This is a genomic window from Bacillus sp. JCM 19034, assembly GCF_001310635.1.
In the GTDB taxonomy this organism is placed as follows: domain Bacteria; phylum Bacillota; class Bacilli; order Bacillales; family Bacillaceae_D; genus Halalkalibacter.
This window is the reverse complement of sequence record NZ_BAXR01000014.1, coordinates 32211-54302: the sequence shown is the minus strand read 5'-3', so window position 1 is coordinate 54302 and position 22092 is coordinate 32211. Positions and strand designations below refer to the sequence as shown.

The following is a 22092-nucleotide window of genomic DNA, read 5'->3' as shown; positions in this document are numbered from 1 at the left end:
ATCATTCACTAGCTTAAAAGGTTTTATACGTTCATACGGATAATGTCGAACGAAACTTAGAGTAACACTAAGCATGATTGTTAAGATAATGCGGCTTTTTGCGTTTGTCTTCTAAAAAGGTGCGGAGATTTATACATTGGAATAGCAGACCATTTCGGTGTGTTTCGCTCAACTTTTGCAACAATCACAGTCATATCATCCTCAATATCCCCTTGTCCTTGACGAATAATTCGTTCTAATATTAAATCGGCTACCTCTTGCGGGTTCGTTGTATTAATTTCCCCGATCATACGCTTCATCCACATTTCTTTATTTTCAATTTGTTTTGGTGCATCATAGATTCCATCGCTCATCATAATGACAACATCTCCTGGCTTTAGCTGTTCATTAACAACATCTACATCAAATTCTTGAAAGACACCCATTGGTAAGTTACTAGCTTCTATTTTTATAATGCTCTCACCTCGTTTAATAAAACTTGGTATGGAGCCTATTTTCAAGAAGCGTGTTTTCGCATTTTGGAGGTCAATCATCGCTAAGTCTAATGTTGAAAATACTTCATCTGTTGTTCGTAATGATAGGACGGAATTAACTGATTTAATCGCAACCGTTTCTTCTATTCCCGATTGTAATACTTCCTGTAGAAGTTGTAGTGTCTCATTACTTTCAAGATGTGCACGTTCTCCATTACCCATTCCATCACTAATGGCAATCGCATATTTCCCTGTATCGAGCTCAATCGTCGAATAGCTATCCCCCGACACCCAAGCCCCCCCTTTAGCAACGTGGGCAACACCTGTATCAACAACAAATTGTTTAGCTGATGCAAACGAAACATGACTATAACCGTTAGGATAAAAACCACTCTCCTCTTTCTTGACGATAATTGTTTCCTTTAATAAATCAGAAATCATCGGTGCAATAATCTTCTCGCAATGACCTTCACCTTGATTGGCAACACTCATCTCAATTTCTGTATGGCCTTTTTCCAAACTAAATATATCGATATGACCGACTTCTAAGCCTACACTCCGTAGTGCCTCTACCATTTGCTCCTCTTGATCGAAATGTGCTTCTTTCTCACGTTGAATTTCTTTTGCGAAATCTCCCATTACTCTAGAGACCCCTAATAATTGATCAGCTACAAGTCTTCTGCTTTCCATTACTTGTTTTTTCAATTTTTTATTTGCTTGAAATTGCTGCTGTTCCTGGTCTATTGCATGCATCACTTTTTCTGGTTTTATACAATGGCGCTTCCATTCTGCCATTAATACTTGATCTCTTATTTCACCTTGATTTTCCATTTCAGTCATCATTCGTTGCATGGAGTCATATGTTTTATTAAAGTTCTTCACCCAGCATCGTTCTTTTTTAAAGCATGTCTGGCACGTTTTTTCTGTGACATTACTTAATAAATAATCCATCTCTCTTTCTTCATCCTCTTCATTTGATACCCGGTCTGATGCTTGAAAGCTATTTGATAATGTTTGAAATAACGACGAAAATTGTTCAACTCGTCCAGCAGTTATATCCCGCAATTTTCGTAAATATTGTTGCTGTTCCTTTGAATGCTCTACAGTCCCGGGGATATATCGAGCCAAGTAATAAATGACCCCTTTAGGTGTTAGTAAGAAAATCAGGATCGCACACAGGATTCTACTAACGTCACTGATAACAGAGAAGCACCATCACCGTATAAGCCAATTAACAATGTCCCAACGAGAAGCCCGAGACTAACACCTAAACGTTTTCCTTCCTTCAATAAACCTCCTAATAAACCTGAAAAGGCTAACAAACTCATTTGATAGAGGCTCGCCACACTCGCTAAGCTCAAAATAAGACCCGTCACAACACCAACGGTCGAACCAATCGCAGCCCCACCGACAAATGCGAATACAAGGACGAGATATCTTGCTAACACGTGCTCAACGGTCACGTCATATAACGCCCAACCAACGGTTCCTGTCATCACCGATGCTAATAATATAATTAAACAAACGATTTCCTCATTGCGTAATGGTTGTTGAAAGCGTCTTTCGGTAATTAAAGGGACACTTTGCAGGAAAATCATCGTCAAAATAAAACTTAATCCAGCTTCAACTGTCGACATCATCAAAACATATTGACTTACACTACCTTCCACTATAAAAACCATACCGATTCTCGTTAGCATACTTGCCCCAAACACCATATAAGGTAGAGATTTTGTTGAATCAGGCACATATCGTGAAACAATTTTATAAATCAAGAAATAGATAAATATTGCGATAACAATGAAAAATGCTTGTCCATGATAGCTTGATAGTGCTCCTAACACGAGAGTAACAGCAGCTAATCCAGCACGTTCCCTCTTTAATATGTAAATGGCCGCTAAGTAAGGAAGGGCAAATGGGGCTAGTTCAGCTAAAATCATCGCACGCCCAAGCAAGAAACCTACAACTCCAATTAGGAATCCATACTGAAATAAAACGGATCGCATCCACGCTTTTGACTGCTTTAAAAATTGCCCACCAACTAGTTGAGCTTGTCCTAAGACTACTTCTTTTTTCATACTTACTTCCACCACCTCATCTAGAATCGTGGTTTCATTATAGCGAGCCTTTCTCACAGTTTTTGTCAAAATGAAGAGCCAATCTATAAAAAGTGTTCGACTTAATTCGGCTTAAATAGGTACGCTTACCAAAACTACTGCCTCCATCTGCAAAGAAAAGCTCCAAATTTAGGAGATTATTGAACATGATGGGGAAAGAAAATTATCATAAATGAAACGTTGCCACGTTTTGCTTGAAACAGTACACCTTCATACGCTTCATTAGATATACTTTCTTATCGTTGTTATCTAATTAGTCGGAAGGGTTACTATCCCGAATTAACATACAAAAACAAAGAAGACTACCTCATTAAAGAGATAGTCTTCTTTCATTAGTAGCGGCGGAGGGGATCGAACCCCCGACCTCACGGGTATGAACCGTACGCTCTAGCCAGCTGAGCTACACCGCCATATGTATTAGCTTTAATCACGACAAGTAATAATATACTACAACCATTTTGTGAAGTCAATATTTTGTTTTCAATATGAGAAGCTCTTGTTTCTTTGATTCCTAGCATCCTTCCTTTTAATCAAAACAACAAAACACCGAGAATACTTCCTCGGTGTTTATCTTTATGATATGAGCTTTAGCAGCAAGTTATCCTCTTCGTGCACCTCGACCTCCACGTTTTGATTCTGTCTGACGTTTCAAGGTAGAGATACGCTCTTCACTATCTTTTAAGAACCGGCTCATCTTATCTTCAAAAGACAAAGTAGTAGGTCGCGATTGATTTTGACGCTGACTTCCGCCTCTGCTTCCGCCTTGTGGACGTGGCCCTCCACCTTGTGGTCGTGGCGGTCTTTGCTGACTAGAACGAGTCGGACGTTCGCTGTTTGCCGGTCGCTCTGGACGATCCTGTGCTTTACGAATAGATAAACCAATCTTTCCGTCCTTCTCAACATTTACAACCTTTACTGTCACTTCATCTCCAACTTTTAAAAACTCATTAATGTCCTTCACATAATTATCAGCGACTTCGCTAATATGGACAAGGCCTGTGGAACCATCGGGTAGCTCTACAAATGCTCCAAAATGTGTAATACCGGTAACCTTGCCTTGTAACTTGCTGCCTGCTTCGATTGACATGAAAAATAGATCCTCCTTAAGAAATCAAAAAATATTCATTTAATTACATTATACTCGAATCGAAAAAAATGTGTCAATCTATTGATATGTTAGGTATTTTAAACAATGTTTCTCCTGGCATCGTTAAATAATAATCACGTCGAGCAATTTCTGCTATGTAATATACATCTTGATAGTTTTCCACTTCTTGCAGTAACATTACTTCTTCCTGCTTTAATTCAGCTAAATTCGTTTCTAATTCAGCCTTTTCTTGTTTCTTATCCTCAACGATTGCCATTTGGGAATAGATCGTCACGCTACCAAAGCCTAAAAGTGCGATTGCTATTATACCAATAACGATCAGACGACGAATAAGACCACGACGTTTTTTAGCTGCGAATTCCATTTCCCGTTCTTTTTGTTGAATATATTGTTTATCTAATTCTCTTACTCTAGACATTCGATTTGTGACCATCCTATTCCCTCCCTTTTTACCTATTCATCTTTGTTCTTGTTAAAGCGGAAAAACCCTTTAATTTTTTTCAAAAGCTCTTCTATTTTATTTGCTAGATTCGCAAGACCTGTCCATTTAAACAACAGCTTGGCGATCCAGGAAATACATTTCCATATACCATGTAAACAAGCTACAATAGCTGATAATATCATCATACATAAGGTATATAGGACTTTCAAGAGATACTTTGCCGGATGTATAAATAGTGCAACGATTAGTCGTATGATAAACCGATACAACGCGATTAGTTTCATAACTATATATTCTAGACATTTTAAGTAAATTCGTTGAAATATTGCTTGGTAAGCAGCAAACCCACATAGCAGTGCTAAAAAAATGGCGAAACGAACTTCTCCGTTGTTGACATGTAAAAGTACATAAAACACAATACATGCTTGAACAATCCAAAATAAAACGTCATTGATCACCATTAACCAGTAATGAACGGCTCTACTCTTTAACAACCGATGATACGTATCGATTGCCATACCTATATAAAGTCCCATCCCGACCATTGATAGGATTGTATATAATTGAACGGTTACACTCACTTGAACAACTTCCCAAATAATCCTTTAGTTTTGTCTTGCTGACTTTGATCTAAATAAATTAGGTCGTATATTTTCCCTTCTATAGATACAATCCCTTGATCGACATTTAAATTTTTCATATGCAAATTTTGACCGCGAACAGATAGAAAGCCCATCACCGTTTCAAGTAAAAACTCTTCATTATCAAAGCTCTCAACTTGCTTCACACCAGTTATATCGAGTTGTTTTCTCCCAATTAAGCGAATATCGTGATCATTGGTTTCTCTTTTTCTACCCATCGGTGTTCCATATTCATATTGATTATCCATGCTCATTCCTCCTCCATTCACTCTTACTCAAAATGTATGAATGATGGATTTTATTTAGAACAAGCTCCTAACCACTTATTAATATTCGTTATGAAATGGGTTCTTCCTTTACAATCGTATAGAGCATTCCAGCCTGTTCTTTACGAACAACGTCTTGAACATCGTTGACTTCGACCGTCACTAGTTTCTGTCCAAAGCGAATGACAAGTGTATCACCAGGCTTAACTGCTGAACCTGCTTTGGCTACTTGACCGTTAATCGTAATTCGCCCTTGCTCACAAACTTCCTTTGCTAACGTTCTTCTTTTTATTATTCTTGACACTTTAAGATATTTATCTAGCCTCATATGATTCCCCTTCTTTCTCTAATTGTTTTGCTTCATCCCAGATCTCATCTAACTCTTCTAATGAAAGCTCACTCATGGATAGCCCACGCCTTTTCGTTGTTTCATCGATATAATTGAAACGTCTTCTAAACTTCTGATTAGCCCCTAATAAAGCTTCTTCCGCATCAATATCATAAAATCTTGCCAAATTGGCAAGAACAAATAAAATATCGCCCAGTTCTTGTCTCATTTCTTTAGTTCGATCATATTTCACTTCCTGCAAAAACTCCCCTATCTCCTCTTGTAGCTTGACGAATATTGGGGCTGCAGCATCCCAATCAAAACCGACCTTTGCTGCTTGCTTTTGCAGCTTCCTTGATTCAATCAACGCGGGTAGGCCTTTAGGAACCGAATCGAGCAAAAGCTCATCTGACTCGTCTTTGCCCTTTTCTTGTCGTTTGATTTCATCCCAATTTGTGACAACATCATCACTGTTGCTTACTTCAATATCACTGAACACATGCGGGTGGCGACGAATCATTTTTCCGTTAGCGTACGAATAACCTCATCAATTGAAAAATAGCCTCGTCTTCACCTATTTGGGCATGAAGCATCACCTGTAAGAGGACATCACCTAATTCTTCAACTAAATGTTGATCATCTTCTTCATCAATTGCCTCTAATACCTCATACGCCTCTTCTAATAAATACCTTTTTAATGAGGAATGCGTTTGCTTTTGATCCCAAGGACAACCTCCCGGCCCGCGCAGTTGTGCAATGACTTGACGCAATGTTGTAAATTCACTGTACAATAGTTTTTCATCTCGAACAGGTGGAACATAAACGGCCGTTAAATTTGACAATGATAAGTCGTGATCTAACTCATATAACGGAATGGTTTGAATGACTTCATCTTTTGAACCAGCAGCCGTTACCACCTTGATTTCATAATCATCCGGTAAGCGCTCCATTAATGTTAGTTTCACTTCCGATGCAATAAAGGCATCGTACACTTGTACAATGATCATATGATGTGTCAATTGTAGTTCATCCCGATTCATATTCGTACCATCCACAATTTGACAACCTTCTATCGGATCAATTTGTAAAGCCGTGTACATTTCATCTAGAAAGCTTTGCCCTCCTAACACCCGTAGCGTCACATCATCATCTTCTTTTAATAATTGTACCGTTTTTTCTGCTACAAAAGGATGTCCAGGAACAGCATAAACAACTTCTTCACTTGGTTGCTTTTTTATTTGTTCAACAATCGCCTCATAAACGGCTGCAAAGTCATCATGCTCTTCATACAAATGGTCAAACGAGTCGAATTTCACCCCTTCTTTTTCCAAATCATTAATAGCAGGATGGTTCTTCGTACGTACGAGCAGCTTATCTTGCGTTTTAATATAGCGATAAAGACCTAATGGCATTTGGTCAAGATCGCCCGCACCTAAACCGATCACTGTCACTTTTTTCATTTTCTTCACCTTCTTTTCATAAGAAATACTCGCAATTTATGTAGAAATGGCACTTTCTCCCATTCACTTTCATTAAAAATAGGAAAAACGATCATCAAAACAATGATAACACCGATTCCAACCAATGAGGTTGAAGCAGCGATCATCGCATCGGTTAATCGACTTGATGTCTGAAAAAATAAAAGGAGTGTCTGTTTAAACAGAAAGCATATAATCAGTAAACACGTTAAAACAAATAGAATAGCCCGATAAGAATGGCGACTTCCTAACGAGAGGACTCGCCTTTTATACCCATTATACAATAAATAGCAAACCATAAAGACAAATCCAGCGATAGTCGACCATGCTGCAGCAGTTATTCCAAACTGAGGAACAAATATTAAGTGGCCTCCTACTTTTACTATTAAGCCATATAATACTGCTTTTACAGGTATTTCGCTTAAGGAATACCCTTGAAAAATAGCAGCCATTGTGACAAATAACGATTGTAACATGACGACAAGAGCTAAAATTCTTAAAACATCAGAGCCATTGCTATCTGTAAATAACATATGATTCGTCTCAGTCATAATAACGAACAACCCGATCGTAGCTGCACCTGCAATTAATAACGTTAACCGAAAAGCAGTGTGTTGATGTTCATGTGCCTCGTTATTATTTCCTATTGTCACGGCTTTTGTTATTAGCGGGACTAAAGCGAGCGTAAACGTTGTCGTTAATACCGCTCCGACTTGAATAAGTGGCTGACCGCGATCATACACCCCTTTTTCAATGTATGCTTGCGTTTGCTCCATGCCTGAGAACTCTAACAATCGAACAAGTGATAATGCGTCGACTAGCTGAAATAAAATTAAAACAAGAGCACTTATACAAATAAAAAAGCTATTCTTCACTAGTGCTAGACATAAAATCATAATCTGCTTGAAAGGGATATGACGCCAACTTATATAAACAGCTTCATTTAACCAACGACCTTTTGTCATAACTACAAGCAAAAAAGCTCCAATTGCAGCTCCAATCCAGGATCCGTAGGCAGCACCTGCTCCTATTTCGTAAGCATTTGCTCCTTTAAATACAAAATAAACGGTCAAACCAATAATACAACTTACACGAGTCAATTGCTCACCAATATGAGAAACAGCTGTTGATGCTAATTCACCTTCACTTTGAGCATATCCGCGACCAACACTTAAAAACGGAATAAAGAATAAAATAAAGCTCATTGCTTTAATTGGCTCTTTTAACGAAGCGTCTCCCATAAATATAGCAATTGAATCCGCTTGAGCATAAATAGCTGACCAGAGGATGACAATAATAACCAATAAACTATAAAAAAATAAACTCGTAACCTGCTTTGCTTCCGTATTCTTTCCGAGTTGAATCAATTCCACTCGTTTATTTGATAAAGCAATCGGTAATCCATACATCGATAATACCATGACAAAACCATACAATGGATATATTTGCTGATACACATAAAAACCAATATCTCCAGCTAAATTTTGATAAGGGACTCGGTAAATGGCACTCAACATTTTTGCGACTAACGCAGCCATCGAGACAAGTGCCAGCCCTTTCATAACACGCTGTTGTTCTTCCACCTTTAATTCTCCTCACTTCTTTCATCTCGTACTATCATACTGAAAGAACAGCAAAACAGCAAAAGAAAAAATGCGGGCTTTTCAACCTCAGATGCACTTCCATTTGTTTATAGAACAATGTTGATTGCTAATTAGAAAAAAAGCGTTGCAAAAAAGAAATACTTTTTTTTGCAACGACTTTTTATTTTCTTCACTTATTGTTCCATTTGCCGAGCTAGGAATCCTGCTGCTGTTTCTGCAAGCTTTTGCTCCATTGCTCCGTTCAAATTTTCATCACGACTAAGAATAATTACAGCTCCGATTGGATCGCCATTTGCAATTATCGGTGTTGCAACATACCCTTTTAATTCTTCGTCATGATCACTTACAATGTTATATTCACCCTCTGTTGTAGTAACATCTGTTTTACGCCCATCCATAACGGATTCAACAATTTGACCAACTGCTTTATTTAGAAACTCCTTCTTAGATGCCCCTGCCATTGCAATAAACGTATCTCGATCTGCAATTAACACAATTTGATTTAAACTATCATAAAGGGCTTCTGCGTATTCCTTTGCGAAGTCCCCAAGCTCGGATATTGGCGAATACTTCTTTAAAATAACTTCCCCATCACGGTCGACGAAGATCTCCAACGGATCACCTTCTCGAATACGAAGGTCCGTCTAATTTCTTTTGGTATAACAACTCGACCTAAATCATCAATACGACGAACGATACCTGTAGCTTTCATAATTGTATAGCCTCTCTTTCTAATGATGTATTCACTTGATGATATGCAAGAAAATATCCATTTCCTTTCTTAACTATAGTATCTTTCGTAAAAAAAGAACTATTCACCAATTATCTATTTATTTCAACTTAGTCATTTTCAACATGTCATGCATTTGATTGTAAAGTCTTACTGGCCTTTGGAATCAGAGCAATGATTTTTCCATCCGTTCCAAAATTACATCATCTGTTAATAACTTCGTTTGATCGTACATTTTATCTGATTATTACTTGAACCAATGTTCACTTCTCTACCCATAGGCATCAGAAGCTCCATTAATTTAGCAGGATCGGTATGACCTGTCTTCTCTTGAGACAACATCATGACAATTTGATCCTTTTGCTCAGTAATTTTTTCAATTTTTAATTGATTGGCGAGTAGCTTTAGTCTCGTTAACCTTAATAAGAAATCAACCTGCTTAGGGCATTTACCAAAGCGATCAAAAATTTCCTTTTTTAAATCATCAATATCTTCAATTGTTTCGGCACCTTTAAACCGTTTATAAATTTCAATCTTTTGCTTTGCATCTTGAATAAACGTCTCCGGAATGTACGCATCAATTTTTACATCTAGCTCTACTGAGAACGGTTTCTCCTTTGGCTTATCCCCTTTTCGTTCATCAATGGCCTCTTTTAGCATTTGCGAATAAAGGTCAAAACCAACAGATTCGATGAAGCCATGCTGTTGAGCACCTAGCAAATTCCCTGCCCCACGAATCGATAAATCACGCATCGCAATTTTAAACCCGGATCCTAATTCCGTAAATTCCTTAATGGCTTGTAATCGCTTTTCTGCTACTTCTGTCAATACTTTATCCCGTTGATACGTAAAATACGCATAAGCAACCCGATTAGAGCGTCCCACTCGTCCACGAATCTGGTAAAGTTGGGACAAGCCCATTTTATCAGCATTATAAATAATGAGCGTATTTACATTTGGAATATCAACACCTGTTTCAATAATCGTTGTTGTTACAAGAACATCACTATTTCCTTCGAGGAAATCAAGCATAATTGTCTCTAACTCTCGCTCATTCATTTGTCCATGAGCGTAGCTAACACGTGCATCAGGAACGAGCATAGAAATCTGCTCTGTCATCCGCTCTATATCATCTACACGATTATATAAAAAATAAACTTGACCGCCGCGAGATAGTTCTCGTTCAATCGCTTCTCGTATAAGGCTCCATTGTACTCTACAACGTATGTTTGGACAGGAAAACGATTCTCCGGAGGCGTTTCAATTACTGATAAATCACGAACCCCTAGCATCGACATATGTAACGTCCGTGGAATCGGAGTGGCTGTTAACGTCAACACATCGATATTAGCCTTTAACTTCTTTATTTTCTCTTTGTGTGTAACACCAAAACGTTGCTCTTCATCGACAATGAGCAACCCTAAATCTTTATACTCTACATCTTTTGATAAAAGGCGATGTGTCCCGACAATTAAATCAACGGTACCAGCCTTTAACCCTTTTAACGTCTCGTTTTGCTCCTTACGTGAACGGAAACGACTTAGCACACCAATGTTAATTGGATAATCAGCAAAGCGTTCCTTAATCGTCTCATAATGTTGCTGGGCAAGAATGGTTGTCGGAACTAAAATCGCCACCTGTTTTTCATCCATAATGGCTTTAAACGCGGCACGAATTGCTACCTCTGTCTTCCCATAACCAACATCACCACATAGAAGACGATCCATTGGCCGTTCTTTTTCCATATCTGCCTTAATTTCTTCTACAGCCCTAATCTGATCCTCTGTTTCTTGATAAGGAAACGATGCTTCAAACGCCCTTTGATCTTCAGTATCTTTCGAAAAAGCATACCCTTTACTCGCTTGGCGTTCAGCATATAACTTAATTAAATCATCGGCAATATCCTCGACGGACGATTGGACCTTTCTTTTAACCTTTTTCCAGTCATTACCGCCTAACGCATATAATTTTGGGTCCTTCTCCTCTGATCCAACATACTTCTGCACTTGATCAATTTGCTCGACCGGTACATAGAGCTTATCATTTCCTGCATAACGCAAATGAAGGTAGTCTTTATGAAGTCCATTAATTTCTAAAGTTTCAACACCTAAGTATTTTCCAATACCATGGTTTGTATGGACGATTAAGTCGCCAACTTTTAGTTCAGAATAGCTTTTTATTCGTTCAGCATTGGAAAGCTTACTTTTACGCTGCTGTCGTTTTACCGTTTTTTTCGTAAAAACCTCTTCTTCAGTTACTACTACTAGCTTACTTTTAGGGAGCTCAAATCCTTTATGCAGTGCACCGACAAATATATGAACTTTACCTGATAGAAGTGGTGTCTGACCCTCTACGACCTGACCATCTATTCCTTCTTCCTCTAGCTGCAGCAGTAATCGTTTGGCTCGGTCTAATGAACTTGCTAAAAAACAATCGCTTGTTTTTGTTTCTGCCAACGTCCAACTTCAGACTTTAAAAGTGACAGCTGTCCATGAAACTCCTGCATCGATTTACATGTAATAGAAAGTACATTTTCTGGATTTGTCGAAGGCACATGTTTCAAAAATAGTGATAAATAAATGGAAGAGAAGCGTTTCTGTCTAATTTCCTCAAAAACAGGCAGGGACATCCGAACGTCATGAACCATCTCTCCTTGTTCTAATAACGCTGTGCTCCATTGAGCCTCCTCTTGATCTAAATGATCAGCTGTTTCTTTAATTCGTGACAACTCATCAAATACAATGCACGTGTTTTCCGACAAGTATGATAATAGAGAATACTCATCCTCATAATACAGAGACATATATTTATACATCCCTTGAAAGGATCCTAATTGTTTTAATTGACTAATTTCAAACGATACATTTTGTGTTAACTTTTCTTTTGTTTCATTTGATTTTACCTTCTTTAGGGTTGCTGATAAACGTTCCCTTAATTGTTCCTCCGCTCGCTTATAATCAACATTACGCAACAAAACTTCTTGAACAGGTGTTATAAGTACGCTATCCATTTCTTCTGCCGAACGCTGTGTCTCTATTTGAAAGCTGCGAATCGATTCGATTTCCGTATCAAATAGCTCAATACGAATTGGATCTGAAACTGTTAGTGGGTACAGGTCGATAATACCACCACGTACGCTTACTTCCCCAGGTGATGACACCATATCTACTCGTTGAAATCCCATCGTTACTAGCTTCTCGATTAACTCTGTTGTTTCACCGATATCTGCCCCTGTCTTTAATTCAATTTGATGAAGCTCCCATACATGCTTAGGTGGTAATTGTCTTCGTAAACCAGCTATTGGGGCGATAACAATTCCATTAAAAGATTGAACAAGTCGATTTAACACTTCAATGCGTTGCGCTTTCATTTCTGGACTTGCAATCGCAATTTCTGCAGAAATCAACTCATTGACTGGATATAAAAGGACTTGGTCCTCATTTAGAAATTCAATAAAATCCTCATAAAGCTTTTGTGCTTGATATAAATTATGTGTTACGACTAAAAGCGGTCGTGCTGTTTCTGAATATAAAGACGAGACAAACAATGCTCGTGCTGATCCAGTGAGTCCAGTAATTAACTGCTCCCTCACCCCAGCTTCAATCATTGATGCAATCGCCTGTATTTCTTCATTTGTCCGAAAATGCTGTTGCAAACCTTTCATGTTTCTCCCCCTGTTATAACACGTTCAACATGATAATATATGTATGAATGCTGTTTCTTTTGTATTCGTCCCCTTAATGAAACTTCCTTCCATAGAATAAGATGATGCAAAAAGAGGAAACAATATCTTCCAGCTTACACTAGTAAAAGGAAGGCATCTCAAAAGGGCACGCCATTCTTTTGAGATACCTTCGAAGCCTTATACATCTTTTTCCAATTTATTGTATGACATGATCTACTTCATACAAGTCAGGATTACGAAGAAGTGCTTCATGGCAATCATCACAGATCACTTTTACATGAATATCACCATTATCTAAATAAGAAACCATTTCAGTTCGTTCGTGGCTAGTAAGCGTATTAAAACCTAAACGCTGTGCATCAATCGACTCTTCAATTGTACCTACCTTTGCTTGACAATGACGACATTGATAATGTATCGCCAACAACACCGCCCCCTTCACACATACTTACTATGTAGTATGAGGAATTTAGGCAACTTCTATACGTTCGATAAATCATGTTTAGCAGCTTCTTTAGTATACACATGTTGGCTATCGTCTTACATTCATATATGTTATCTTTTTCTTTTAAAACGCATTTATCATTTCTTCCTATATTTAATTATAACGATTCATCACTTGTAAAAAAGGTACCTCAGTCCATGCCTCTACTGCCTCTGCCGCTAGCTTGACGGCAGCTTCCATAGCTGGCCTTTCATCTGGCTTATAATGTCCTAAAACATAATCTACCACAGCCTCACCGGGATCTGGTCTATTAATTCCGATGCGAATTCGATTAAACTCTTTCGTGCCTAAATGTTGGATTATTGATTTAATACCATTGTGTCCTCCAGCACTTCCTTTTTGGCGTAATCTAATTTTTCCCGGAGGTAAATCCATATCATCATAAATAACAACTAAATCTTCAACAGATAGTTTATAATAATCACTTATCATACGAATGGCTTCTCCTGATAAATTCATATATGTTAGCGGCTTTAAAAGGATTACCTTTTCTCCATTCACTATGCCCGTACCAAAAATACTTTTAAATTTTAATTGATTTAGTTCAATATCAAGCATATTAGCACAATAGTCAATACAATCAAAGCCTACATTATGGCGAGTACCATCATACTTTCCACCTGGATTTCCAAGTCCAACAATTAATTTCAAGGCCATTCTCTCCCTTACAATGACATATGGAGTTTTTAGCTCCACATTCTGTTTAGCCCCTTACATGTAACTGTAAAAGAGCCCATAATGAGTAAATCTCATTATAGGCTATATACATCATTTAAACCGTTATTCTGCTTCTGGATGATCATTCGTAGCTTCAGGTTCGTTATCCGCTTCTACCTCTGTTCCCTCAGGCTCAACCTCTGCCGCTGCTGCCTGCACAGTCACAATCGTTTCTTCATCATCATTAGCAATTTCAACATTTATAGAAGAACGTATATCCGCTACTTGAATCGAATCACCGATTGCTAGGTTGGAAATATTGACAACAACTTCCTCAGGGATTTCTCCTGGTAAACATCTTACTGATAAGTCATATAATAAATGGGAAACAACTCCGCCCTCTTTCTCTCCAGGAGCCTCTCCCTCTAATCGAACCGCTACATCTGTAACAATTTCAGATTCCATATCTACTTCAAAAAAATCCACATGTAGATAATCATTTTTCAACGGTTCAATCTGAATATCATAAACCATCACTTGATGGTTCGATTCTCCTTCAATATTCAAGGAAAATAGTCCGTTCTTACCTACATCCCGAATCGTTTTTACGAGTTCTACTCTTTCAACCAATACTGGTTTGCTTTTTGTCTTGCTACCATATATGACAGCAGGCACATAACCATCTTTGCGAATTTTCCTCGTAGTAGAACCTCTTAAATCTCCTCTCGGATTTGCTTGTAAAACGGTTGCCATGATTAAAACCACCTCTACTATCGTTTTAGATGTTTCTATATCATGGTTTCCCTGAATACACTATTTCAAACCCGTTCTTATTAATCAAATAGCTTACTTACAGAAGCATGTTCATGAACACGAATAATTGCTTCCCCAAGTAAGGCTGCTACAGAAAGCTCCGTTACCTTTTCACTTCTTTTTTCATCGGAAAGAGGAATAGAATTCGTAACAACAAGCTCTTTGATTTTTGAATTATTAATGCGTTCCATCGCTGGACCTGATAAAACTGGATGAGTACAGCAAGCATATACTTCTTTTGCTCCAGATTCAACTAGTGCATTAGCAGCAAGGGTAATCGTTCCTGCTGTATCAATAATATCATCAATAATAATGGCCGTTTTACCTTCAATATGACCAACAATATTCATAACCTCAGACACATTTGGCTTAGGACGACGCTTATCGATAATCGCAATAGGTGCTTTCAGACGGTCGGCCAGCTTACGAGCACGAACAACACCACCATGGTCTGGTGAAACAATCACTAGATCCTCAAGATTTTTCTTTTGGAAGTAATCAGCTAAAATTGGCACCCCTACCAATTGATCAACCGGAATGTCAAAGAAGCCTTGAATTTGGGTCGCATGTAAATCCAATGTCAAAACTCTTGTTGCACCCGCTGTTTGCATTAAATTAGCTACTAATTTAGATGTAATCGGCTCTCTTGCACGCGCTTTCCGGTCTTGGCGTGCATAACCATAGTACGGTAATACTAAATTAATCGTTCTTGCTGATGCCCGTTTCAATGCATCAATCATAATTAGTAATTCCATAATGTGTTCATTCGCAGGTGCTGAAGTTGATTGAATTAAATAAACATCACACCCACGAATACTCTCTTCAATATTAATTTGTACTTCACCATCACTAAAACGTGTAACAGAGCAGTTACCCATTGGAACTCCAATGTGCTTTGTAATTTGGTGTGCTAAATCTGGATTTGAATTAAGAGTAAATATTTTTAACCGTGGATCGCCGTATTTGGGCATCTTTTTTCCCTCCGCAATGTCTATTTTATCTATTATTCTCGTTGAAATAGTCTTCTTTATTCGTTTGTCTAGAACGTGCGATAGAAAGCGAAGCCTCTGGGACATCATCCGTAATGGTGGACCCGGCAGCCACTAATGCTTGTTTCCCAACTTTCACAGGTGCAATTAGGTTCGCATTACAGCCGATAAATGCACCATCTTCAATCACCGTTTTAAACTTATTCTTCCCATCATAATTTACAGTTACAGCACCACAACTAAAGTTTACATTCGATCCAACAGTTGCATCCCCTATGTAGCTTAAGTGCGAAGCTTTGCTTCCTTGCCCAAGAGTCGACTTCTTTATTTCAACAAAATTCCCAATTCGAACATCATCCCCAATGCTTGATTGCGGACGAATATGAGCAAAAGGCCCGATGGAAACGACTTTACCAACCTCGCTATCATGAACAACTGATTGACGAATGACCGTTCCTTCGGCTATCGAGCTATCTTTCAATTCTGTATTAGGTCCAATTATACAATCATCACCAACATTTACTTCCCCTAATAAGTGTGTGCCAGGATAAATAATTGTATCCTGCCCAATCTTTGCACTAGCAGAAATATACGTATTTTCTGGGTCAATAATCGTTACCCCTTGTCTCATCCAGTATTCATTTATCCGCTTTCTCATTACAGTTTCAGCTTGAGATAATGCAACCCGATCATTTACACCTAACGTTTCCTCAAAAGAAGCTGTTTGGTAAGCAGCTACCGTTTCGCCTTTCTTTTTTGCAATTTCAATCACATCGGGTAAGTAATATTCACCTTGGGCGTTATCATTACCGACCTGTTTTAAAGCTTCAAACAGTAATACATTATCGAAGCAATACGTTCCTGTATTGATTTCTTGTACAGAAAGTTCAGCCTCTGTAGCATCTTTTTGCTCAACAATTCGTTCAACAAGCCCTTCTCCATTACGAATAATCCGCCCATATCCAGTTGGATCTTCTGCTTCGGCTGTTAAAACTGTTACTTTCGCATTTTCATGTTCATGACATTCTAATAACTGATGCAGTGTTTCCGATGTTAGCAATGGGGTATCTCCACAAAGTACAAGAGTAACTCCCTCTTTATCTTCTAGAAGACTAGCTGCCTGCATAACTGCATGACCCGTACCTAACTGCTGCTCTTGCACGACATAAGTAACCTTAGTCCCTAATTGCTCTTTTACGACTTCAGCTCCAAAGCCAACAACGGCTATTTGCTCTTGTACGCCCAAAGCTGAGACTTGATCAACGACATGTTGAACCATTGGCTTTCCGCAAACAGGATGTAACACCTTATATAATTTCGACTTCATTCGTGTGCCTTGCCCCGCTGCTAAAATAACCGCGTAACGATTGCTCATGGTTTCCCTCCAGATCTTCCATTTTCCCTTACGAATATACTCTAAAACTAAGGGTATTTCAAGAAGTTATCAAGAACCTTCACAAATATGCTATGAAAATTTGGAAACTTCTGTTCAAAAAAACATGCAAAAAACCACTATGAATCATAGTGGTTTCGCTTATTCTACCATTTTTTAAGAAGCTCCTGCTTCTTCAAATTCCACTTCTTCTGCATCTCCAGCCTTTTCGTATTCATTTAAAACGGCTGTTTGAATCTTTTCTCTCGTTTGAGAAGAAATTGGGTGGGCAATATCTCGAAATTCGCCATCTGGAGTTCTCTTGCTTGGCATTGCAACAAACAGCCCGTTATTACCATCAATAACACGAATATCATGAACAACAAACTCATGATCAATTGTTATAGAAGCAATAGCACGCATTCGTCCGTCCGTATTAACCCGACGTAATCTCACATCTGTTACTTGCATTTCAGTCACCACCTATAAGAATAGTAATTCATACTAAGACAAATTCTCTAAAAAAATGGGATTTCCTTCTTTTTTTCTAATTTTTTTTTATTTTTTACAAGGTTGTTAATATAAGCGTTGTACCGTTAACTCTAAAAGATCAAAAAAAGAAGGTAAATAATTACCTTCTTAAACATCAGAACCTATTTTACTAATGCGATTACTTCAATTTCAACAAGCACATCCTTTGGCAGCCTTGCAACTTCGACACACGAACGTGCCGGCTTATGAGTATTGAAATATTGTCCATACACTTCATTAATCAATGGAAAATCATTCATATCTTTAATAAAGACGGTTGCTTTAACAACGGTTTCTAATGAGGCCCCTGCTTCTTGTAGAACAGCTTGCAAATTTTTGAAAACTTGATGAGTTTGCTCTTCAACCGTACCTGAAATCAGGTCTCCATCTGCTGTTAGCGGAATTTGTCCTGAACTATAGAACATATTATTAACGACTACCCCCTGTGAATAAGGTCCAATCGCATCTGTGCATTCGGTGTATAAATCGTTTTCATCTATTATTCCTCCTCTATTTCCTTTAATAATCCTAAAACGTTCCCACGTTCTACGTTTATAGACTTATCGCGTACATTTACTTCTGATAAGCGAGTAATTGACATATATTCATCAATTAATCGTTCTTCCACTCCTACTGTTTCCACTAAAACACCAATACCGACTAGCTCTGCTTGGAACTCCTCCAATAAATCCATCATCCCACGAATTGTACCGCCTGCTTTCATAAAGTCATCAACAATAAGGACTCTAGATCCTGGAGCTAAGCTTCTACGAGCAAGGGTCATCGTTTGAATCCGTTTCGATGATCCTGACACATAATTGATACTAACCATTGATCCTTCTGTTACTAAATGATCACGGCGAACGATACTGACCGGAACATTTAACTGTTGCCCAACTGCATATGCAAGTGGAATCCCCTTTGTTGCGACCGTTAAGACAGCGTCAATCTTCTCAGTAGCTAAAATAGAGGCGAATATACGACCAACACGCTGCATAAACGTCGGGTTCCCTAATAAATCCATCATATACAAATAACCACCAGGTAATATCCGTTCAGGAACAGCTAACGATTGAATCACTTCATCAACAAGTAACTCAGCTTGATTGACATCAATACGCGGAATAAACTTCACTCCACCACTTGCTCCAGATATCGTTAATAATGAGCCGTAACCTTCTTCTTCGAATATCTCCTTGACTATGACCAAGTCCTCACTGATTGAAGACTTTGCAGACTGATATCGTTCTGAAAAATGAGTAAGGGATATGACCTCATGTGGGTGTTGCAGTAAAAAATAAGTCATATCAACCAAACGTCCACTGCGCTTTATTTTTTTCATGCTACCTCCACAAAACCGAATATTTTTAATATAACATAACACTTTTATACGGCTTTTAGCAAGAGTTCGTTGAACGAATTAAGCGAACAGCATAGACATCATTACAAAAACCGCGCAGTCCATTATAAATTCGATGCATACGTGATTCATGTTCCACAAGCCCAAAGACAGTTGGTCCACTCCCACTCATCAATACGCCGTCTGCACCAAAACGTGCCATCTGTTCTTTAATTCTTTTAACCTCCGGATACATGTCTAATGTAACCGATTCTAATACATTATGCAGATTATGGCAAATGGCTTTAAAGTCCTGTTGCTCAATCGCCTCAAGCATATTCTCTGTTGGTGCGTGCTTAATCTGACGCAAATCCAAACGTTTATACACATCTGCAGTCGATACCCCAATAGGCGGTTTGGCCAAAATAACCCAACATGACGGCGGAGATGGAATCGCTTTAATAACTTCACCTCGACCAGTTGCTAAAGCTGTCCCACCATATACGCAAAATGAGACATCCGAACCGATCTCTGCACCTAATATAGCTAATTCATCTGTACTTAAACCTAATTTCCATAATTGATTTAGACCTTTTAACGTTGCAGCAGCATCACTACTTCCACCTGCCAACCCCGCAGCTACCGGAATACATTTAGTTATGTATATATTAACACCTTGACTAACCGCAAAACGTTCTTTTAATAATTCAGCTGCCTTATACGCTAGGTTTCGATGGTCATTTGGAACAAATCCTTCCGACACTTCGACAGTTATACGCCCATTTTCCGTTAACTCTAAATCAATACGATCGGCTAAATCAACCATTGTCATAATCATTTCTACTTCATGATAACCATCATCACGTTTTTTACCGCATCAAGCGATAAATTAATTTTTGCAGGAGCTTTCACCGAACATTTCAATCTAGTCACCTTCTATATTTCCTTTTGCTTACGCTATTTTATCACTAGTCTAAACATCATACCACAGCATTATGATTTTTATAAGAAAAACACGAAAGTGACTTTTCACGAAATCTGCTATTTCCGTTTTGTTCCTTCTAAATTTATCACTCGTTTCTACTATAAAAAATCCGGATCAACACATGATTTTTGTGTTAACCCGGATTCCCCTTCTATTTCTCACTAACTATTTCATTATTCTTGTTCACTGGTTTTGATTTGTAAATGGCCTTCGAAAGAAGTGTTTGTACGATTAGGAACAAACCACCGACCGTCCAATAAAGTGGAAGTGCTGCCGGTACAGTAAAAGAAAAGAATCCCATTAGAATAGGCTAATATACCCTATGATCGCTAATTGCTTTTGCTGCTTCGTATCAATACCTATTTGTGAAACTTTAAATTGCACAAAATAAACGAATGCCGCTAGCAGCGGTAAAACCATATCCGTTTCCCCTAAATTGAACCATAAAAACGAATGCTCTGCAATTTCAGGTGTTCGCATTATCGCATAATATAAACCGATTAAAATTGGGAACTGAATGAGCATCGGTAAACAACCCATTGAGGCAATCGGATTAAATTGATGTTTCGTATATAATTCAAGCATTTCTTTTTGGTATTGCTGTTGCTCTTCTGGGCTCTTTTTATCTTTATACTTTTCTTGTAACTCCTTTAATTCAGGCTGTATAACATTCATCTTTTCACGCATGGCAAGCTGATTCTTAGATTGCTTTAACATAAGGGCATCAAAACTAATCGGACGATAAGTGTGACTAATATTATCGACAAACCATAATTCCCACCAAATAGCGTTGCTATTGACTTTATTAAATATGACAAAGGGTAAATAACATAATGATTGAAAAAGCCAGTAGATTCTGCATTAATCGGTTCTGTCGCCGCCTGACACCCACTTAAGATCAGTACGAACCCGATGAATAATAAAATGCCTTTCCCTTTAAAACGTGTGAATACAGATAACTGTTCCATTTTTGTCCTCCTCGTTTTAATACATTTTTAAACGAAGAGGCTGTATAATCGCCATCATCTTCTGGTGATTCTTTTCGTTTCACAAAACAAGTTAGCCAAACTTGAAGACGCTGTTTTGGACCAAACGAATCCAGCTGTTTTGGTACGAATCCATCACACAAATAAAAACTTCTTTTCGTTAACATTCGCTGCTTTATAATGACAGACCGCTCCATATATTGAAGCACTTTATAACTAGCAACTGTTAACAGAATGCTCATCGACAGCAATAGTGGAATAATGTCTTGAAACGATTCAACAATCATCTGTATTCACCCCCTCTTATAATATCTTCTCTATATCTTCGTATAAGTTCCCCCTTTAGTCAACTGTCTTAAAAAGGGAAATGCCTTTAGAGTGCTAACGCTCTCTAAAGGCGATAAATTTTTCTGTTATTTCTTCTGGGCAAGTTGTTGTTCAGCTAATTCTATCGCTCGCTTTACCATATTTCCTGCATCTCTTGCTCTTATGCCACCCCATCCTTCTTTTTGGACCGTATCATAAAAGCCTAGCTCCTTGGCAAGCTCTTCTTTTAACTGATCTGACATGACTCCTCTACGTCTGCTCATGCCTTTCCAACTCCTTATTCAGAAGATCTAATGACACCTATGATCTAATAGGTGTACCGTTATTATGTGTCATTGTACACAAAAAGATGCTCACCTAATCTATCCATTAAGTAAGCATCTTTTTGTCATGAATTTGTTATGCCTTTAAAGCCGTGAACTCTGAGCCCTCTTCACATAGCAGCAATTCTACTGATTCCGTCAAGATATCGGCATAGCTATAAGAAACCCTCTCAAACGCATTTTGTTCTTCATCTAACTTCACAATAAAAACAGAAGGGTATGTCTCTTCAAGCAAGCCTGAACGCTCTGACGTCTTTTTACGACCACCATTCGATTTAATGGTAATTCGCTTCCCGATATTTGCATCTAATGTACGCTTAATCTCAATTAACGATTTTGGCATTCGAACACCCACCTCACTGTATATTTATACTACCATACCCACTCCCATAA

At 38.3% G+C, this 22092-nt stretch carries 18 protein-coding genes, 1 tRNA gene and 5 pseudogenes; all 24 read right to left on the bottom strand.

Annotated features, from left to right (window positions below; genetic code table 11):
* Nucleotides 1-80: 80 nt before the first annotated feature.
* The 24 genes and pseudogenes from spoIIE to veg all read right to left on the bottom strand — a co-directional run bounded on the left by spoIIE (nucleotide 81) and on the right by veg (nucleotide 22042).
* Nucleotides 81-2551, bottom strand: a pseudogene (gene spoIIE, locus JCM19034_RS15810) (stage II sporulation protein E).
* A 375-nt stretch (nucleotides 2552-2926) separates the two neighbouring features.
* A tRNA-Met gene (locus tag JCM19034_RS15805) sits at nucleotides 2927-3000 on the bottom strand.
* Between the two features lie 188 nt (nucleotides 3001-3188).
* Nucleotides 3189-3677 carry a S1 domain-containing RNA-binding protein gene (locus JCM19034_RS15800; RefSeq protein ID WP_062051239.1) on the bottom strand — a complete coding sequence of 163 codons (489 nt, stop codon included), beginning with the start codon at nucleotides 3675-3677 and terminating at the stop codon, nucleotides 3189-3191.
* Between the two features lie 73 nt (nucleotides 3678-3750).
* On the bottom strand, nucleotides 3751-4131 hold the full coding sequence (locus tag JCM19034_RS15795) for a septum formation initiator family protein (protein WP_062051237.1): 381 nt from the start codon (nucleotides 4129-4131) through the stop codon (nucleotides 3751-3753).
* A 20-nt stretch (nucleotides 4132-4151) separates the two neighbouring features.
* A complete protein-coding gene (gene yabQ / locus JCM19034_RS15790; RefSeq protein ID WP_062051236.1) occupies nucleotides 4152-4721 on the bottom strand; it encodes a spore cortex biosynthesis protein YabQ in 570 nt (189 codons plus the stop codon).
* Nucleotides 4718-5029, bottom strand: coding sequence for a sporulation protein YabP (yabP, locus tag JCM19034_RS15785; protein ID WP_062051235.1), 312 nt, complete (start codon nucleotides 5027-5029; stop codon nucleotides 4718-4720). Before yabP ends, yabQ begins: the two co-directional genes overlap by 4 nt.
* Nucleotides 5030-5117: 88 nt before the next feature.
* Nucleotides 5118-5375: an RNA-binding S4 domain-containing protein gene (locus JCM19034_RS15780; protein ID WP_062051234.1), complete on the bottom strand. Its 258-nt coding sequence runs from the start codon at nucleotides 5373-5375 to the stop codon at nucleotides 5118-5120.
* Nucleotides 5362-6835: pseudogene (gene mazG / locus JCM19034_RS15775) on the bottom strand (nucleoside triphosphate pyrophosphohydrolase). Before mazG ends, JCM19034_RS15780 begins: the two are co-directional and overlap by 14 nt.
* Before the next feature lie 5 nt (nucleotides 6836-6840).
* Complete coding sequence (locus JCM19034_RS15770) at nucleotides 6841-8436, bottom strand: polysaccharide biosynthesis protein (protein WP_062051233.1); 1596 nt, start codon at nucleotides 8434-8436, stop codon at nucleotides 6841-6843.
* 194 nt (nucleotides 8437-8630) lie between these two features.
* Nucleotides 8631-9169 (bottom strand): annotated as a pseudogene (gene spoVT / locus JCM19034_RS15765) (stage V sporulation protein T).
* A 240-nt stretch (nucleotides 9170-9409) separates the two neighbouring features.
* A pseudogene (gene mfd / locus JCM19034_RS15760) lies at nucleotides 9410-12851 on the bottom strand (transcription-repair coupling factor); the annotation flags it as partial.
* A gap of 217 nt (nucleotides 12852-13068) precedes the next feature.
* On the bottom strand, nucleotides 13069-13296 hold the full coding sequence (locus JCM19034_RS15755) for an anti-sigma-F factor Fin family protein (protein WP_062051232.1): 228 nt from the start codon (nucleotides 13294-13296) through the stop codon (nucleotides 13069-13071).
* A gap of 174 nt (nucleotides 13297-13470) precedes the next feature.
* The gene (gene pth / locus JCM19034_RS15750; RefSeq protein WP_062051261.1) at nucleotides 13471-14028 is read right to left on the bottom strand and encodes an aminoacyl-tRNA hydrolase; all 558 of its coding nucleotides are present in this window, start codon (nucleotides 14026-14028) and stop codon (nucleotides 13471-13473) included.
* Nucleotides 14029-14157: 129 nt separating this feature from the next.
* Nucleotides 14158-14787: a 50S ribosomal protein L25/general stress protein Ctc gene (locus tag JCM19034_RS15745; RefSeq protein WP_062051230.1), complete on the bottom strand. Its 630-nt coding sequence runs from the start codon at nucleotides 14785-14787 to the stop codon at nucleotides 14158-14160.
* 80 nt (nucleotides 14788-14867) lie between these two features.
* Complete coding sequence (locus JCM19034_RS15740) at nucleotides 14868-15818, bottom strand: ribose-phosphate diphosphokinase (protein WP_062051228.1); 951 nt, start codon at nucleotides 15816-15818, stop codon at nucleotides 14868-14870.
* 25 nt (nucleotides 15819-15843) lie between these two features.
* Entirely contained in the window at nucleotides 15844-17211 is a 1368-nt protein-coding gene (gene glmU / locus JCM19034_RS15735; RefSeq protein WP_062051226.1) for a bifunctional UDP-N-acetylglucosamine diphosphorylase/glucosamine-1-phosphate N-acetyltransferase GlmU, read from the bottom strand.
* Between the two features lie 174 nt (nucleotides 17212-17385).
* Nucleotides 17386-17679, bottom strand: a complete 294-nt coding sequence (gene spoVG, locus JCM19034_RS15730) for a septation regulator SpoVG (RefSeq protein ID WP_062051224.1) — start codon at nucleotides 17677-17679, stop codon at nucleotides 17386-17388.
* A 182-nt stretch (nucleotides 17680-17861) separates the two neighbouring features.
* A complete protein-coding gene (locus JCM19034_RS15725; RefSeq protein WP_062051222.1) occupies nucleotides 17862-18239 on the bottom strand; it encodes a RidA family protein in 378 nt (125 codons plus the stop codon).
* Nucleotides 18239-19081: a pur operon repressor gene (gene purR / locus JCM19034_RS15720; RefSeq protein ID WP_062051220.1), complete on the bottom strand. Its 843-nt coding sequence runs from the start codon at nucleotides 19079-19081 to the stop codon at nucleotides 18239-18241. Before purR ends, JCM19034_RS15725 begins: the two co-directional genes overlap by 1 nt.
* Nucleotides 19082-19136: 55 nt before the next feature.
* A pseudogene (gene ispE, locus JCM19034_RS15715) lies at nucleotides 19137-20002 on the bottom strand (4-(cytidine 5'-diphospho)-2-C-methyl-D-erythritol kinase).
* Between the two features lie 361 nt (nucleotides 20003-20363).
* Nucleotides 20364-20780: a membrane protein insertase YidC gene (gene yidC / locus JCM19034_RS25230; protein ID WP_370622093.1), complete on the bottom strand. Its 417-nt coding sequence runs from the start codon at nucleotides 20778-20780 to the stop codon at nucleotides 20364-20366.
* A gap of 181 nt (nucleotides 20781-20961) precedes the next feature.
* Complete coding sequence (locus tag JCM19034_RS15705; protein ID WP_062051218.1) at nucleotides 20962-21336, bottom strand: hypothetical protein; 375 nt, start codon at nucleotides 21334-21336, stop codon at nucleotides 20962-20964.
* Between the two features lie 126 nt (nucleotides 21337-21462).
* A complete protein-coding gene (locus JCM19034_RS15700; protein WP_062051216.1) occupies nucleotides 21463-21639 on the bottom strand; it encodes a small, acid-soluble spore protein, alpha/beta type in 177 nt (58 codons plus the stop codon).
* A 136-nt stretch (nucleotides 21640-21775) separates the two neighbouring features.
* A complete protein-coding gene (gene veg / locus JCM19034_RS15695) occupies nucleotides 21776-22042 on the bottom strand; it encodes a biofilm formation stimulator Veg (RefSeq protein WP_062051214.1) in 267 nt (88 codons plus the stop codon).
* Nucleotides 22043-22092: the final 50 nt, after the last annotated feature.

What these genes read in the sequence shown, in the direction of transcription:
- yabP (WP_062051235.1), bottom strand. Translation starts at nt 5,029, where the DNA reads ATGGATAATCAATATGAATATGGAACACCGATGGGTAGAAAAAGAGAA.
- JCM19034_RS15780 (WP_062051234.1), bottom strand. Translation starts at nt 5,375, where the DNA reads ATGAGGCTAGATAAATATCTTAAAGTGTCAAGAATAATAAAAAGAAGA.
- spoVG (WP_062051224.1), bottom strand. Translation starts at nt 17,679, where the DNA reads ATGCAAGTAACAGATGTGAGATTACGTCGGGTTAATACGGACGGACGA.
- purR (WP_062051220.1), bottom strand. Translation starts at nt 19,081, where the DNA reads ATGAAAAAAATAAAGCGCAGTGGACGTTTGGTTGATATGACTTATTTT.
- glmU (WP_062051226.1), bottom strand. Translation starts at nt 17,211, where the DNA reads ATGAGCAATCGTTACGCGGTTATTTTAGCAGCGGGGCAAGGCACACGA.
- JCM19034_RS15700 (WP_062051216.1), bottom strand. Translation starts at nt 21,639, where the DNA reads ATGAGCAGACGTAGAGGAGTCATGTCAGATCAGTTAAAAGAAGAGCTT.
- veg (WP_062051214.1), bottom strand. Translation starts at nt 22,042, where the DNA reads ATGCCAAAATCGTTAATTGAGATTAAGCGTACATTAGATGCAAATATC.
- JCM19034_RS15800 (WP_062051239.1), bottom strand. Translation starts at nt 3,677, where the DNA reads ATGTCAATCGAAGCAGGCAGCAAGTTACAAGGCAAGGTTACCGGTATT.
- JCM19034_RS15795 (WP_062051237.1), bottom strand. Translation starts at nt 4,131, where the DNA reads ATGGTCACAAATCGAATGTCTAGAGTAAGAGAATTAGATAAACAATAT.
- JCM19034_RS15740 (WP_062051228.1), bottom strand. Translation starts at nt 15,818, where the DNA reads ATGCCCAAATACGGCGATCCACGGTTAAAAATATTTACTCTTAATTCA.
- JCM19034_RS15705 (WP_062051218.1), bottom strand. Translation starts at nt 21,336, where the DNA reads ATGATTGTTGAATCGTTTCAAGACATTATTCCACTATTGCTGTCGATG.
- JCM19034_RS15745 (WP_062051230.1), bottom strand. Translation starts at nt 14,787, where the DNA reads ATGGCAACCGTTTTACAAGCAAATCCGAGAGGAGATTTAAGAGGTTCT.
- yidC (WP_370622093.1), bottom strand. Translation starts at nt 20,780, where the DNA reads ATGTTAAAGCAATCTAAGAATCAGCTTGCCATGCGTGAAAAGATGAAT.